The organism is Paraburkholderia strydomiana, from assembly GCF_031456815.1.
Taxonomy (GTDB): Bacteria; Pseudomonadota; Gammaproteobacteria; order Burkholderiales; family Burkholderiaceae; genus Paraburkholderia; species Paraburkholderia caledonica.
The window spans coordinates 122,556-137,479 of record NZ_JAVDVL010000010.1 but is presented as its reverse complement, the minus strand read 5'-3'; the positions used below and the strand labels follow the sequence as shown (position 1 = coordinate 137,479).

The window sequence follows — 14,924 nt, the reverse complement described above, 5'->3', positions numbered from 1 at the left end:
ACGCCGCCACCCATAACACCAGCCGGCTCAACGAGTTAGCCCGCTTGTCAGAAAGTTTTCAACAGCCTATTCAACATCAACTGGGGATAAGTGCGGGGCGTCAATTCGGATTGCCTGGTTCGGCCCCGGACGCGCGCGCAGTTGCGCCTGGACTTGCTCTCGATCCCGCCGCCTCGACGGGCGGATTGCCCATCGCCTGAAACAGCGCCGCCGTGTCCGTCAGACGCGCGCTCGTATAGCGAATCTCGTCGAGTTGCGCGTTGCGAAATTGCTGCTCGCTCGTGCGTGTTGACGATACAGGTACGGCGCCGAGCCGATAGCGGCCGGAGGTTTCATCGAAAATTCCCTGAGCGGAACGCGTCGCTGTATTCGCGGCGTCCAGCGCCTGCGCGTCGTGTTCGAGCGCGGCCAGCGTGTCGGCGACATTCTGGAACGCGGCAAGCACCGTCTGCTTGTATTGCGACACCGTGGCTTCATAGGTGTTCATCGCCGCGCGGCGCTGTGCGACCAGCGCGCCGCCGTGAAATAACGGCTGCGATAACGAGGCGCCGATGCTCCAGATGGCGCCCGCACCGGAGAGCGCGACGGGCCAGCTGAAGCCGCCTTGTCCCATCGATGCGCTTAGCGACAGGCTCGGGTACATCTGCGCGGTTGCTACGCCCACATCGGCGGCCGCAGCTTTTAGCGCGGCGTCGGCAGCCTGAATGTCGGGCCGAGCCTGTAACAGTTCGCTCGGCACAACCACCGGCACCTGCTCGGGCAGATGCAAGCCCGCGAGTTCGACATCGGCTGGCGCGGCGTCCGGGGTACGGCCAAGCAGCACGGCCAACGCATGATGGGTGGTCTGCCATTGCTGCCGCAGCCCCGGCAGGCTCGCGGACAAGCTCGCCGCACTCTGTTGCGCGCTCAACTGATCGGCGTGCGACACGGCCCCGAGCGCATAGCGTCGTTGTGTGTCGCGTGCCTGATCGTCGGCAAGCGTCACGAGCCGTTCGGTAGTGTCGATCTGCGCGCGCAACGCGGCGCTCGTAATCGCGGCGCTCACGATGTTCGCCGCGAGCGCGCGACGGGCCGCGTCCAGCTGATACGCCTGCACGTTCACGCGTGCGGCCAGCGCAGCGTCGGCGAGGCGCGAAGCGCCGAACAGGTCGATCGTGTAATGCGCCTGCAATTGGCCTACGAAGATGTTGTACAGGAACGTGTTTGGACCAATTTCCGGAATCGCGAGCGCGCGATTGCGCGTCGCCTGGCCGCCTGCGTCGATGGTGGGCAGCATCGAGCTGCCAATCTGGCCGCGCAGCTGTTCGCGCGCGGCGGCGAGACTCTGCTCGGTCGCCGCGAGAGTCGGGCTGTTGCGCAGCCCTTCGTCGACGAGCGCATCCAGCGCGTCCGATCGATACAGCTTCCACCATTCGGGTACCGGCTTCGCGCCGACCACGAACTGCTGCGCGACGCCTTGCGCCGCGACCGTCTGCGCCGGTTGCGCTTCGCTGCCGTAGTGGACTGGCTGCGGCATCGCCGGCGGCTCGCCGTTAGGCCCGAACGAACAGGCCGCCAAGACAAACGCGGAGCCCGCGAACGCAACGCTCGACGGCAGGTGTGCCGCCTTCAAACCGCCGAAGCATCGAACGACGCAGGAACGTGCGAAGTGGATCATGCTCAATTCCCCGTATGCGCCGCGCCGGACGCGGACGGCGTTTGCGGCTCGCGCTCGTCGTTGCGTACTCTGAACGACATGGCGTAAAGAGCCGGCAGATAGAACAAGGTGAGGACGGTCGCGCTCGTGATGCCGCCCATCAGCGCGGTCGCCATCGGACCAAAGAAGTTGGAGCGCAACAGCGGAATCAGCGCGAGGACGGCGGCCGCCGCGGTCAACGTGATCGGGCGGAAACGCCGCACCGTGGCGCCGACGATCGCATCGAAACGCTTGTGCCCCGAAGCAATGTCCTGCTCGATCTGGTCGACCAGAATGACCGAGTTACGCATGATGATGCCGAACATCGCGATCACACCGAGCATTGCGACGAAGCCGAACGGCTGGCCGAACAGCAGCAGCGTGAAGACGACGCCGATCAGGCCGAGCGGCGCGGTGAGCACCACCATCAGCACGCGCGCGAAGCTCTGCAACTGGATCATCAGCAGCGTCAGCACGGCAATGATCATGATCGGCATCTGCGCATTGATCGAGGTCTGGCCCTTGCCGCTTTCCTCGACCGAGCCGCCTATCTGGATGCGGTAACCAACGGGCAAGTTCGCCCGGATCGGACCCAGCGCCTTGTCGACAGCATGCGTGACGTCGATGCCTTGCGCGCCTGGCGCCACATCTGACTGCACAGTGATAGTGGGCTGCCGGTCGCGTTCCCAGATCACGCCATACTCCAGATCGTTGCGCAGATGCCCGAGCGTACCGAGCGGCACCGCGCCGTTCGGCGTCGGCATGGCGAGCGTAAGCAGCTTCGCCGGGTCCACGCGCTCGGCCTTCGGCGCACGCAGATCGACGCTGATCAGCTTGTCGCGCTCGCGGTATTGGGTGACGGTGTAGCCGGACAGTGTCATCGCAAGGAAGCTCGAGATGTCGTCGGAGCTCACGCCGAGTTCCCGGGCCTTCTTCTGGTCGACTTCAAAGCGCACCGAGCGTTCGGCGGGCTCGTCCCAATCGAACTGCACGTTGCGCGTGCCGTGGTCGCTGCGCAGCGTCGCGGCAACGCGTTCCGCGATCGAGCGGACCGTCGCGATGTCGTCGCCACTCACGCGGAACTGCACCGGATAACCGACGGGCGGCCCGTTTTCGAGGCGCGACAGGCGCGTGCGAATCGCAGGGAAGTTGTTGCGCAACTCGGGTTCGAGCCATTGCGCGAGTTTCTCGCGGTCCTTCACGGATTTCGCCGTAATCACGAACTGCGCGAAGTTGGGCTGGGTCAACTGCTGGTCGAGCGGCAGGTAAAAACGCGGCGCACCGGTGCCGACGAAATCCACCGTGTGATCGATTTCGGGCCGTCCCACCAGCACTTTTTCGAGCCGCTGCGCCTCGCGCAACGTGGCATTGAACGAAGCGCCCTCGGGCAGCCTCACGTCTACCAGCAATTCGGGCCGATCGGAGCTCGGGAAGAACTGTTGCGGCACGAGCGTGAAACCCGCCATCGCGAGCACGAACAACACGACGGTGATGGCTAGCACGATAAAACGCCGTTCGATACACCAGCCGATCCAGCCACGCAGACGTGAGTAGAAACGCGTGTCGTAAATGTCGTGCTCGTGGTCGTCGGCTTCGTGCGCCGCGCGCTTGCGCTCAGGCAGCAGGTGATAGCCGAGCAGCGGAATCAACACGACGGCTGCGAGCCACGACGCAATCAGCGCGATGGCGGAGACTTCGAAAATCGAGCGCGTGTACTCGCCCGTGCTCGACTTGGCCAATGCAATCGGCAGGAAACCGGACACGGTGACGAGCGTACCGGTCAGCATCGGAAACGCGGTACTGGTGTAGGCAAACGCCGCGGCACGCGTGCGGCTCCAGCCTTGTTCCAGTTTCACCGCCATCATCTCCACAGCGATGATCGCATCGTCGACCAGCAGGCCGAGCGCAAGCACGAGCGTGCCGAGCGACACCTTGTGCAGCCCGATGTCGAACAGGTACATGCACAGCGCGGTGACGGCGAGCACGACCGGAATCGAGATCACCACCACCATGCCGGTGCGCACGCCGAGCGACACGAGACTCACCACGAGCACGATGGCCACGGCTTCGGCCACGGCTTCCAGAAAGTCGTCGACGGAATGCGCGACCGCGTGCGGCATGCTCGACACTTCGGTCAGTTGCAGGCCAACGGGCAAGGCTTTGCGCAGGCGGACCATTTCCGCGTCGAGCGCCTTGCCGAGACGAATCACGTCGCCGCCCGGCTGCATCGTCACGCCGATGCCGAGCACCGCCTTGCCGCCCGCACGCATCTGGGTGACGACCGGATCGTCGTAGCCGCGCTTGATCGTCGCGATGTCGCCAAGACGGAACGAGCGGCCGTTGATGCGAATCAGCGTGTCGGCGAGCGCGGCCACGTCCTTGAACTGGCCGCTCGGGCGCACGAACACGCGGTCGTCGGTAGTAGTGAGCGTGCCCGCTTGCGACACCGCGTTCTGCGAGTTGATCGCCTGGCCGAGTTGCTGGGGCGAAATGCCGAGACGCGTCAACTGCGTGTTCGTTATTTCGATGTAGATGTGCTGATCCGGATCGCCGAAATAATCGACCTTGGCAACGCCGGGCACGCGCAGCAGAACAGTGCGCAACTGGTCCGCGTAATCATGCAGTTGCGCGGGAGAAAAGCCGTCGCCTTCGAGCGTGTAGATGTTGGTGTAGACGTCGCCGAACTCGTCGTTGAAAAACGGCCCCTGGATGCCTTGCGGCAAGGTCGCCGCAATATCGCCGACTTTCTTGCGCACCTGATACCAGGTTTCGGGCACGTCCTTCACCGGCGCCGAGTCTTTCATCGTGAAGAACATCAGCGACTCGCCGGGGCGCGAGTAACTGCGCACGAAGTCGATTGCGGGCGTCTCCTGCAACTTGCGGCCGATGCGGTCCGTGACCTGTTCCTGCACCTGCCGCGCGGTCGCGCCGGGCCAGAACGTGCGGATCACCATGACGCGGAACGTGAACGGTGGATCTTCGGATTGCGCAAGCCGCGTGTAGGCAAGGATGCCGAATGCGGTAGCAAGCGCGATCAGGAAGACGACCAGCGCCTGATGACGCAGCGCCCACGCGGACAGGTTGAAGCGTCCCTCTTCATGCGTCGTGCTCATGAAGCGAAGTCCTCGGGATGCAGCGGTGCGATTGCGCGGACTTTCTCGCCGGCGCTCACGGTGTGCACGCCTTGCAGCACGACATGTTCGCCGTCTTTGAGGCCCTGGCTGATGACGATTGTGCGTTCGTTATAGCGCACGACGGTGACGCGGCGCAGTTCGAGCATGCTGTCCGCGGCACGCACGACCCACACGGCGGGCTGCGTGCCGTCATGGAAGAGCGCAGTGGCCGGCAACACGATAAAGCCGTGCTGGCCTTGCGCGCCGCTCGCCGATGACGGCGCCGGCGCGGACAACGCGATGTCCGCGGTCATGCCGAGGCGTACGTCGGGGCCCGGATTGTCGAGTGTGAGTTTCGCGCGATAGGTGCGGCTCTGCGGATCGGCGGCGGGCGAGAGTTCGCGCACACGCGCCGTGAACTTGCGCCCCGGCAGCGCGCCGAGCGTGACGTTTGCCGTCTGCCCGACCGCAAGTCCGGCCAGCGCGCTTTCCGGCACGTCGCAGACTACGTCGACTTCGCCGCTCCACGCGAGGTTATACACCGCCTGGCCTGCCGACACATTTTGGCCCGTGTCGGCCTGCTCCGCGGTAATGACGCCGGCGTGATCGGCGACGAGGGTGGTGTATTGCAACTGGTCTTTCGCTAAGGCCGCCTGCTGCGCCGCCTGATCGCGCTGCGCGGCAGCCGATGCATACGCATTCGTGGTCTGCTCGAGTTGCGCGGGTGCGATCAGATTCTCTTTTGCCTGCGCCTGATCGCGGTCCAGTTGCTGCTTCGCGTATTTATAGCTGTGCTCGGCGGCGGCGAGTTGGGCCTGCGCGCTGGCTGCGTTCTTCTGTGCATCCGCCGGGTCGAGCCGCGCGACGATCTGGCCGTTCCTGACCACGTCGCCAAGACGCACGCGCCGCTCGACGATCTTGCCGCCGACCCGAAACGACAGCGGCGTCGAATAGCGCGCCTGCACTTCACCGGGCAGCGACGTGACGGGCGCCGTATTGCCGTCCGCATGAACCGCGACGGCAACCACCGGACGCGGCTCGGGCGCGCCTGCTTCTTTCTTCGAACATGCGTTCAACGCGACGACGCCTGCAAGAGCGAGCGCGAGCGCGAACGCGGCGCGGCGCATAGGCCTTGGCCGCGCGAGACGATGGGGCTGCTCGCGCATCGCCGACGATGCGGGAAAACCGGGACGCTTCACAATTACCCCAACAGGAGACAGCGAACGAACACGGCAAGCCGCAGCGGCTCGCCAGCGAAGAGCGCATGCCGGTTCATGCAACTGGCATACGTGTCTGACTTCCAATGATGATTCGCATTCTAATACACACCTGTATTTGAATGTGGAGGCGAATTGGAATTCTTTTAGGTGCTAGACTCTTGCCCATGAAACGGCAACGATTGACACGCGAGCAAAGCAAAGACCAGACACGTCAGCGTCTGCTCGACGCTGCGCAAGCAATTTTTATGAAGAAGGGCTTTGTCGCGGCGAGTGTCGAAGACATTGCCGGGGCGGCAGGCTATACGCGCGGCGCGTTTTATTCGAATTTCCGCAGCAAGAACGAGTTGTTTCTCGAGCTACTGCGGCGCGACCACGAAACCATGCAGGCGGGTTTGCGGGCCATTTTCGAAAACGCGGCCACACGGGAAGTGATGGAAGAGCGCGTGATGCGCTATTACAGCAACCTGCATCGTGAGAACAAATGCTTTTTGCTGTGGGTGGAGGCGAAGCTTCTGGCTGCGCGAGACGGGCGCTTCAGGCTGCGTTTCAACGCGTTCCTGCACGAGAAGCTCGAACAATTGGCCGCCTACGTCCGCGAATTTTCGGCGCGGGTCGGCACGCCGCTGCTATTGCCGCCGGAGATGCTGGCCATGGGCCTGATGGGCTTGTGCGACGGTGTGCAGTTCTTCTATACCGTCGATCCGCAGAATGTGCCGAGTGAAATGGCAGAAGCGGTGCTGGCGGGATTCTTTTCGCGCGTGGTGTTTGGCCGCAGCGCATAACGCCGCGAGGCGGCCCGTGCGGCCGCCTTGCACGCGACGATGGCTCAATCAGTTAGTCGCGAGTTGCGTGCAGCTATCCGCAACCGGGCTCGCGCAGACGAACGAATACTCCCCGCTGGTGCGCAAAACTTCCTCGCCTGCATGCAGGACGACCTGGATATCCGGGCAGCGCTCATAAGCGATGAAAGCCGAGCAGGCCGCGGCGGACCAGCAGACCAGAGAAAACGCGATTTTTTCGAAAAGTTGGAAACGATGTGGCATGGCAGTTTGCGAACGGTATAGCGATGAATTTCTTCCGGTCGCCATCTTACCAGCGGCTAAGGGTTTATACCTAGTCAAAAACCGCAATAATGCTTGAAACAATGGGGCGTGCGCATCGATAAAGCTGACGTGATTGTCATGTACAGGTCAGGGTTGGGACAGGTCGGGTCGATACAATCGATTCGTTGGGCAAATCCGCGCGAGCCCTGCCGCGCGGGGTGATACAGGCGGCAGCGCTGCGCCGGCCCGGCATCTCGAGGCAGGAGTCGTCCCATGAATCAATTGCAGTCGATGCGCGTGTTCGTCAAGGTGGCGGACCTCGGCAGTTTCGTCCGCGCGGCGGGCGCGCTGGATCTTTCTACCGCCGTTGTCACCCGCCATGTGGCGGATCTGGAGGCGCGTCTCGGCACCCGCCTGCTGAATCGCACCACTCGTCGTCTTTCGTTGACCGAATCGGGCACGACTTATCTGGAGCGCGTGCGCCACATTCTCGACGACCTCGACGGCGTCGAGCAGATGGTGGTCGCGCGTCATCACGAACCGGTCGGCACGCTGCGCATCGTGGCGCCGGTCGTCTTCGGGTTGCAGAGCCTCGCGCCGGCGGTCCAGTCGTACACCGCGCGCTATCCCGAGGTGCTGCCCGACGTGACGCTCGCCGACCGTCACGCCGATCTGGTCGAAGAGGGTTTCGACGTGGGTATTCTGGCCGGGCGCCCGGCGCGCAGCGCGAGTATCGTCACGCGTCGGCTGACTACGTGTCAGCTGACCGTCTGCGCGACGCCTGCCTACCTGACGCAGCATGGCACGCCGACGCGGCCGGAAGATCTGCTGGATCATCCGTGCCTGAGCCGGCCACCCGAGCAGGGCGGCGAGGAGCGTGTGTTCAGCGGGCCGGAAGGGCTCGTCCGCGTGAGGCCCGCGACCGCGATTGCCGCGAACAATAGCGAAATGCTGCGGCAATTCGCGCTGCTCGGCATGGGCGTGGCTATTCTGCCGAGCTATCTGATCGCGCGCGACCTCGCGTTTGGACGGCTCGTCGAACTGCTCGGCGACTACCGTCTGCCGGAGATCGAGATCACGATCGCCTATCCAAGCCGACTGCACCTGCCCGCGAAGGTGCGCACTTTCGTCGATCACCTCGTCGAGCATTTCCAGTCGGACGCGACGGCGCCCGCGCGCGATTCTCGACGCGCGAAGCACGTGCGCCCAACTGCCGGCGCGGTCTGTCAGCCGTGGCCGCGCCCGCCTGCAAACGCGCCGCTGTCGGCACCGTTACCTGCATAAGGGCTAGTCGCGCTCAGATCCACAGGTCGTTGGCGGCCGTTCGTTCGTTGGTTTCGTCGCCGGTATTTTTGACGCCGCGCGGCTCGATGAGCAGCAGCTTGACCTCGCGTTCGGCAAACGGCTTGTGCTCGGTTCCTTTCGGCACGACGAACATTTCGCCCGCGGACAGCATCACAAAGCCGTCGCGCATGTCGATGCGCAACTGGCCGTCCAGCACGATGAATGTTTCGTCCGTGTCCGCGTGCTGGTGCCACACGAAATCGCCCTCGATGCGCACGACCTTGAACTGGTAGTCGTTCATTTCCGCGACGACCCGCGCTTGCCATTGATCGCTGAACAGCGCGAGCTTGTCAGCGAAATTGATCGCGCGGTAGGTTTGCTGGGTTGGCTGACTATCCGACATGCTGTGCTCCTTCTCCAAAGATGATTGACGTCTCTGGAACGAGCGTACTGCGCGAAGTGCCGGCGAGTCTTGAACGTTCGTGGGCGAGCGCCGCGCGCGACGCGCGGCATTTTCGCCCCTAGCGCGTGACTGGCGATGTAGCCCCGAGCATGTTGAGCCACTGTGCGGGCGCCACGCCCCATGTGCGTTTGAAGTGCCGCGTCATGTGACTCTGGTCTGAGAAGCCGGTCGCGGCGGAGGCGTCGGCGAGCGGCATGCCGGCCAGCGCGAGTTGACGCACGAGATCGAGACGCCGCATCGTGAGGTAACGGTGCGGGCTCGTGCCGAACAGCGCGCGGAAATCGTGCGACAGGCTCCATCGGTCGCGTCCTGCGGCCGCCGCGAGTTCGTCGAGCGTCACCGTGTGTTCGAGCGACGCCAGCAGATACTCGCGGGCACGGCGGGCAGCGGCGTAATTCACCGGGCGGCGCACGGGCCGGGTGCCCGCTGCCGCGTCGAGCGCCGTGGCCAGTTCGTAGAGCCCGTCGTCCTGTTCCAGCGGGTCCATCGCGCGATCCATGCTGCGCAGCAGATTCTCCGTGGCCGCGAAAAGACGCGGGTCGTTCGACAAGCCGCCATGCACGAAGGGTAGGGGCTTGCCGCCGAGCGCCTGCTGGAAGAGAGCCGGGTCGACATAAACCATGCGGTAACGGAAACCTTCGCCGGTGCCGGCCTGGCCGTCGTGCGGTTCGTCCGGATGCAGCACCATGGTGCCGCCGGGCAAACTGTGGCGCAGGCTGCCGCGATAGCGGAAGCTTTGCACGCCGGCCAGCGTGCGGCCGATCGCGTAGGTATCGTGCCGGTGCATCGCGTAGCCGGCGCCGTGGAAGAACGCCTCGATCCTTTCGATGCCGCCTGCGCCGTGTATGTCGCCACGGACGGAGCCGCCGGGCGGGCCGCCCGTGCCGCCGGATTGCGGCGAGCGATAAATCCAGTCCGCGCCGCGCCGTTCCAGCGGTGCGGCGAGGCGCCGAGGCGCCTTTGCGAGTTCGCTCACGCGCTCAGACCCGGCCCGTAATTGCCGCCGATCAGTTTCGTGACCGACGCGACGTCGGCGTAATCCTGTTCAGGCAGGCCGTCGAGCATCGACAGAACCTCGTTGCTCGCGCCGGCTTCGCGGGCGGCATCGACCAGAGCGTCCTTGTTCGCCGGGAAGTGGACGTCGCTGAGCACGTCGGAGATCTGCAAGTCGATGGATTCCCCGGGGATGGACGATGTCGTCATGCAAGCTCCTGTTGGTACGGTTGGGAGGGATTGGTGGCGGTCGGATGCCGGTTTGGTTCGCGTTCGATCGGCGTCTGTTGTTGCGTATTGTCGCCGGATTGGCGGGTGACTGCCTCTGCTTGCCACTCGAGGGCCCGGAATTCTCGCGTCGTATCGAGTTCGCTCCCGCTCTTCTGGACGCTCGGAGGCTGTCAAAGCTGGTCGAGCGGGACGCTAGTTGAACCTTAGCGCGCCTGGTTCCGCCCAGTCCCGCTTAGCCGCGCCCAGCCACGCTTTTTCGCGGTTCTCACGACCAGCCAGACAAGCGCACAGCTCAAACGCCGCGCTCAGGTCTGCAGTCGCTCGCTGTGCGCTGCGAAGCCTCGTTCGGGATGTCGCGACTTGGGCAACACGATATGCTGCCATTCCTGTGGACGATTCTCGTCCGTGACCGCCACCTCCGGCGCCGGCGGGGCGACGGGTGCGGCGTTGGCAGTTTCGGCAAGGGCGTTCGCGGGCATGCCGTCCGGCGCCGTATGAACCGGCGCGGCAAAGCACGAAGCGGACAGCGTCACCATGGTCAACAGTGTCGAGGTTTTCATGCCCGACCTCCTAAGCTCATGCGGCGCTAACGGTTGAGCAAGTGCTGTGCCGTCCACGCACCAAAGAATGGCGCAAGCCGCGCATGGCCCGGGCTCGCCGGCCGCGCGCTTTCGTCATGCCCGACGCGCAAATCCTGCAACGCGCGCTTCGCGACCACTCATTGTAGATCGCCGATAATGGCGCGGGAATGGCAGCCCGATTGCGGATTCGCCCCAAGCGCCAACCCGAGCCGCAACTAGCGTTCCGCTAGCGCAAAATCTCAAACCGGGTCCACGGCCATGACGGCCGGTCCCGCATATAGCCGTTCAGCCAGTTCCACTGCGGATGCCGTTTCATGAACGCCTGGGCGTCGAACGGCCGCCCGCACGGATGACCCCAGCGCGCGGCGAACGCCATTTCGCGCGCCATCTCGCTGTCGACCACTTTGCCGTCGTTCGCGCCCCAAGGGTTGAAAGGCCCGTGATCCGAGCCGCCAAAGCGCGCGTCATCCAGTTCGAGATGCCCGCAGATCGTGCGCGAGCAGGGGTTGTCGCTGCGATCCAGATAGACGTCGTGATGGTCGGCGATCATCGCCTTGGCGAGTTCCGCGTCGATCTTGCCGCGGTGCATCTCCTCCAGCTGCATGAAGCGCAAACGTCGCGCGCCGTTTTTGCGCACGTCCGTATAGTCTTCGCCTTCGCCGATGCATTCCTGATTGCGGATCTTCAGATCGGTCGCCGTGTTGTAGCCGCTGTAAAAGCCGTTCTTCGTGCTTTCGAAGCCCGAATAGTGCAGCCCCAGTTCGTAGCGCGCGATTTCGCCGGTCTTCGTGTCGCCCAGCAGCCAGCTGTTCGCGTAGCCGCCGTTGTTCGCAATCGAGAACATCTCGCACCATTCGCCGATGCTGTTCGCGTACTGCGACGCCCGCCGCGAGCGGTAGAACTCGGGCGCACCCGCCGCGTTGTAGCCCACGAAGTTCGATATGGTGGTTTCGGTCACCATCAATCCGGCTTCCGTCACCCAGAAATCGGTGAGGCTCGAAATACAGCCTGGCACGCCCTGCATCAGAATCCGGTTGCCCTGGTCTGGCACGATGTCGAACACGACATTGAATGCGTCGCCGGCGGCATAGCGGTCCCAGGAATTGTGCGCCATCACGATGCGGCCGTCGCGGGTCGCATTGCCCGTTGCGATGAACGCGCTGCAATGATGTCCGCGCCGGCCGCGCCACGGTTTGAGCCCGAGGCTTGGTTTCTGCTCGGCCGCGTGCGCGGGCCACCAGCTTTGGAGTAGATCCATGTAGCCGTTCCAGGCGAGCACTTCGGCGAACGGCAGCTTTGCGCCGTCGGCGATGCCCTGGATTTCATCGGCGAATTCGGTGTCGAGCTTGTTGGCGAACTGGGAGACGGCGGCTTCGACGAACGTGTCGAAATCTTCCCCTGTGTCCCACTTCGCGAGGTAGCGGGCGGTTCGGATAGCGTTGTGAATTTCCGCGGAAAGCAACTGGCCGTGCTGTTCGCCGCGATCGTACGGCTCGCCTTCGATGTGCAGGAAAATCCAGCCCGCCTGGTCGCGGCGTACAGCGTCGAGGGACGGTTCGCTCATCTTCGCTCCGATCGAATGGCGGGCGTCCCGGCGCGCCCGTCTTCGCGTAACCGCACTGCGGCGCGTGACCGCAGCGTCTTCCCATTGTAGAGAATTTGTCGTGCTTTGCATGGCGCCGGCCCGCGCCCGCGCCTGGTCCCGCGCCGACTGGCGTCAGCGCGTCGGATTCATGCGGAAATACGCGTCGAGCAGCGACGTCTTATAGACCACACCCGCGAGGCGCGGATGCGCGGCGCTTTCCACAACCGGCAGCCTCTCGCCCTGGAAAGCCATGAAGTGCTGCAGCGCGACGCCGAGCGGCATGTCGGGCGTGAGCACGTCGAAATGCGGCTGAAGATAGTCGGCGGCCGTTCGTGTCGAGGTGTCGCGCTTGTCGAGCAGGTCGGAGGTGATGTCCTTCAATGCGACCACGCCGAGAAATGCGCCCGATTCGTTTGCCACATACAGATACTTCACCGGATATTCGAGAAATACCCGCGTCATGTCGTGCACGGTCGCGTTGGGCGGCACGACGGTTTGCGCGGGACGGATCAGCTCGCGCATCTGCGTGGCACGCAGGCGAGTGCGCTCCATTTCTTCCTGATTGCGGCGCAGCGTGATTTCATACATCGAGGTCTTGCCGATCGCGCGCGACACGAAATACGCAACCACGCACGACAGCATCAGCGGCAGCACGACCTGGTAGCTGAGCGTCATCTCGAAGATCATCAGGATCGCCATCAGCGGCGCCTGTGTGGCGCCCGCGAGGAATGCGCCCATGCCGACCATTGCATACGCGAACGGCGCCGAGGTGCCATGCGGCCACAGCGCATGCATGGCGAGGCCGAACAGCGAGCCGACCACGGCGCCGACGAAAAGCGTCGGCGTGAACACACCGCCTACGGCTCCGGAGCCCGCGGTGGCCGCCGTTGCCACCAGCTTGAACACCAGCACGACGACGAGCGCGGTCCACGTCCACGGCGAGTGCAGCACCGAGTTGACGACGCTGTAGCCATTGCCCCAGACCTCCGGCGTCCAGACCGACAGAATGCCGACGACGAGCCCGCCAAGCGCGAGCCGCGCGGGCAGCGGCAACGGCAGCTTGCGAAACAATTTCTTCGAGCCGTCGAGCAGTCGCAAAAACTGCGGCGCCGCCGCGCCGCACAGCAGTCCGAGCGCGACGAACAGCAGCACTTCGATGCCCGCCACCGGCGGAAACACCGGCATTTCGTACGGCGGCTTGTAACCAGCGAACTCGCGCATCGTGATATTGGCGACGACGGCGGCGACCACGACCGGCCCGAAGCTCTCCATTGCGATCGAGCCGAGCACGATTTCAGTCACGAAGAACGCGCCCGCGATCGGCGCGTTATACGCCGATGTAATGCCCGCCGCCGCGCCGCACGCGACCAGCAGGCGCAGCCGCGGCGGATCGAAGTGGACCCAGCGTCCGATCAGCGAGGCGGCAAGCGCGGCAAGCTGGACCATCGGACCTTCGCGGCCGATCGATCCGCCGCTCGAAATCGTGAACAGCGACGAGAGGCTGCGCCACAGGCTCAGCTTCACGGGCACCACGCCGTCGCCGATCGCCACCGCCTCCATGTAGTCGATGTGATTGCATTTGTCCGCGTGACGCTGCGCGATCAGCAGCAGGAAACCGGCGACGAGCCCGCCCGCCGCCGGCAGCCAGATCCGCACCGTCCACGGCAGGCTGCGCGCCATTTCCACGAAGCTGCCGGACTTGCCGGCCACCAGCAGTTGCAGCAACTCGATGCCCTGACGGAATGCGATCGTCGCAAAGGCGCCCGCGACGCCGACGACCACGGACCAGACGAGCATCGTATGGGCGTCGGAGAGACGGAAAAGGTCATGGGCGCGGGTGCGCAGCTTCAGCAGGAATGAGAGCACGTCGACGGTACGGGGCGTGATGAAAAGTTAGAAAAGCGCGCACGACAACGGCAGCGCGCCCGCTGGACGAAGCGGGCGCGGTGCCGGGCATGAGCGGGGAATCGCGACGCGGGTCAAGCCGCCGCCTTGTCGAGTTCGGGATAGTGCCTGAAGATGCACGCCTCGTTATGCGCGAGCCGGCGCTCCGATTGCAGATAGGCGGCGATGTTCGGCCGCTCCTTCACGGCCGCGTGCAATGCGGCGAGCCGCGGGTAGTGCTCGCCGAAGCGCTTCAACGCGCGCGGGAACGCATACAGTAGCCCGTCGATCAACTGGAACATGGACAGATCAACGTAGGTCAGCGAGTCGCCCACCATGTATGTATCGCCGGCGGGATTCTGCTTCAGCACGCGCTCGAAATACTTCATGAACTTCGGAATCCGGTTGTCGATAAAGTCGTGCGCACGCACCTTCGCCGCGTCTTTCTGATCTTCGTAATAGAGGTTGCTTGCGAGCGGATGATGCGTGTCGTGCGCTTCCGTGACCACGTCGGCGATCGTCAATTGCAAGCCGTTTGCCACGTAACGCAGGCTCTCCACCGAGGGCGCCAGGTTCAGGCGCGGGCCCAGATAGAACAGGATGTTCGCGGTCTGCGAGATCACCAGGTCGCCGTCTTTCAGGAACGGCGGCGCAAACGGCGGGTATGGTTCGTCCTTGCTCTTCATCACTGCCATCATCGCGCCGGTGCCGAGACCTTCGGACGCGTCGCCGCGCGCTACTTCGACATAGTCGGCGCCGGCTTCTTCCAGCGCCAGCCGCACAAATTCGCCACGGCCTTGCAGGCCGTCCCAGTAGTAAAGTTCCAGGCTCATCGATTGGTCCTCATTCCGG

The 14,924-nt window shown here is 64.2% G+C and carries 13 protein-coding genes; 2 read left to right on the top strand and 11 right to left on the bottom strand.

The genetic code is table 11. The features are described from left to right. Positions 1-100 precede the first annotated feature (100 nt). Genes J2W46_RS24720 through J2W46_RS24710 form a run of 3 tightly spaced genes read right to left on the bottom strand, consistent with a single transcriptional unit; the run spans position 101 to position 5,954 of the window. Positions 101-1,657: an efflux transporter outer membrane subunit gene (locus tag J2W46_RS24720; protein ID WP_310357052.1), complete on the bottom strand. Its 1,557-nt coding sequence runs from the start codon at positions 1,655-1,657 to the stop codon at positions 101-103. Positions 1,658-1,659: 2 nt separating this feature from the next. Then, positions 1,660-4,788: an efflux RND transporter permease subunit gene (locus tag J2W46_RS24715; RefSeq protein ID WP_088176705.1), complete on the bottom strand. Its 3,129-nt coding sequence runs from the start codon at positions 4,786-4,788 to the stop codon at positions 1,660-1,662. After that, positions 4,785-5,954: an efflux RND transporter periplasmic adaptor subunit gene (locus J2W46_RS24710; protein WP_310357047.1), complete on the bottom strand. Its 1,170-nt coding sequence runs from the start codon at positions 5,952-5,954 to the stop codon at positions 4,785-4,787. Before J2W46_RS24710 ends, J2W46_RS24715 begins: the two co-directional genes overlap by 4 nt. Before the next feature lie 218 nt (positions 5,955-6,172). On the opposite strand from J2W46_RS24710, the gene J2W46_RS24705 reads away from it, so the two are divergent. Continuing rightward, a complete protein-coding gene (locus J2W46_RS24705; RefSeq protein WP_020070212.1) occupies positions 6,173-6,790 on the top strand; it encodes a TetR/AcrR family transcriptional regulator in 618 nt (205 codons plus the stop codon). 48 nt (positions 6,791-6,838) lie between these two features. Here the strand turns inward: J2W46_RS24705 and J2W46_RS24700 are convergent, their stop codons facing one another. Next, positions 6,839-7,051 (bottom strand): hypothetical protein, encoded by a 213-nt coding sequence (locus J2W46_RS24700; protein WP_020070213.1) that lies wholly within the window; start codon positions 7,049-7,051, stop codon positions 6,839-6,841. Positions 7,052-7,324: 273 nt separating this feature from the next. Between J2W46_RS24700 and J2W46_RS24695 the strand changes: the two genes are divergently transcribed. Then, positions 7,325-8,335 (top strand): LysR family transcriptional regulator, encoded by a 1,011-nt coding sequence (locus J2W46_RS24695; protein ID WP_310357044.1) that lies wholly within the window; start codon positions 7,325-7,327, stop codon positions 8,333-8,335. 13 nt (positions 8,336-8,348) lie between these two features. On the opposite strand, the gene J2W46_RS24690 is transcribed toward J2W46_RS24695, so the two are convergent. From J2W46_RS24690 to J2W46_RS24660, 7 genes are all read right to left on the bottom strand, one after another. After that, entirely contained in the window at positions 8,349-8,738 is a 390-nt protein-coding gene (locus tag J2W46_RS24690; RefSeq protein ID WP_204520954.1) for a cupin domain-containing protein, read from the bottom strand. Between the two features lie 118 nt (positions 8,739-8,856). Then, complete coding sequence (locus J2W46_RS24685) at positions 8,857-9,774, bottom strand: AraC family transcriptional regulator (protein WP_310357040.1); 918 nt, start codon at positions 9,772-9,774, stop codon at positions 8,857-8,859. Next, positions 9,771-10,001, bottom strand: a complete 231-nt coding sequence (locus J2W46_RS24680; RefSeq protein ID WP_087752555.1) for a DUF2795 domain-containing protein — start codon at positions 9,999-10,001, stop codon at positions 9,771-9,773. Before J2W46_RS24680 ends, J2W46_RS24685 begins: the two co-directional genes overlap by 4 nt. A 326-nt stretch (positions 10,002-10,327) precedes the next feature. Then, positions 10,328-10,582 (bottom strand): hypothetical protein, encoded by a 255-nt coding sequence (locus J2W46_RS24675; protein ID WP_020070220.1) that lies wholly within the window; start codon positions 10,580-10,582, stop codon positions 10,328-10,330. A 247-nt stretch (positions 10,583-10,829) separates the two neighbouring features. Continuing rightward, positions 10,830-12,167, bottom strand: coding sequence for a C45 family autoproteolytic acyltransferase/hydolase (locus J2W46_RS24670; protein ID WP_087752554.1), 1,338 nt, complete (start codon positions 12,165-12,167; stop codon positions 10,830-10,832). Between the two features lie 153 nt (positions 12,168-12,320). Continuing rightward, positions 12,321-14,054, bottom strand: coding sequence for a ClcB-like voltage-gated chloride channel protein (locus J2W46_RS24665; protein WP_027804977.1), 1,734 nt, complete (start codon positions 14,052-14,054; stop codon positions 12,321-12,323). Between the two features lie 113 nt (positions 14,055-14,167). After that, positions 14,168-14,905, bottom strand: a complete 738-nt coding sequence (locus J2W46_RS24660; RefSeq protein WP_310357035.1) for a glutathione S-transferase — start codon at positions 14,903-14,905, stop codon at positions 14,168-14,170. Positions 14,906-14,924 lie beyond the last annotated feature (19 nt).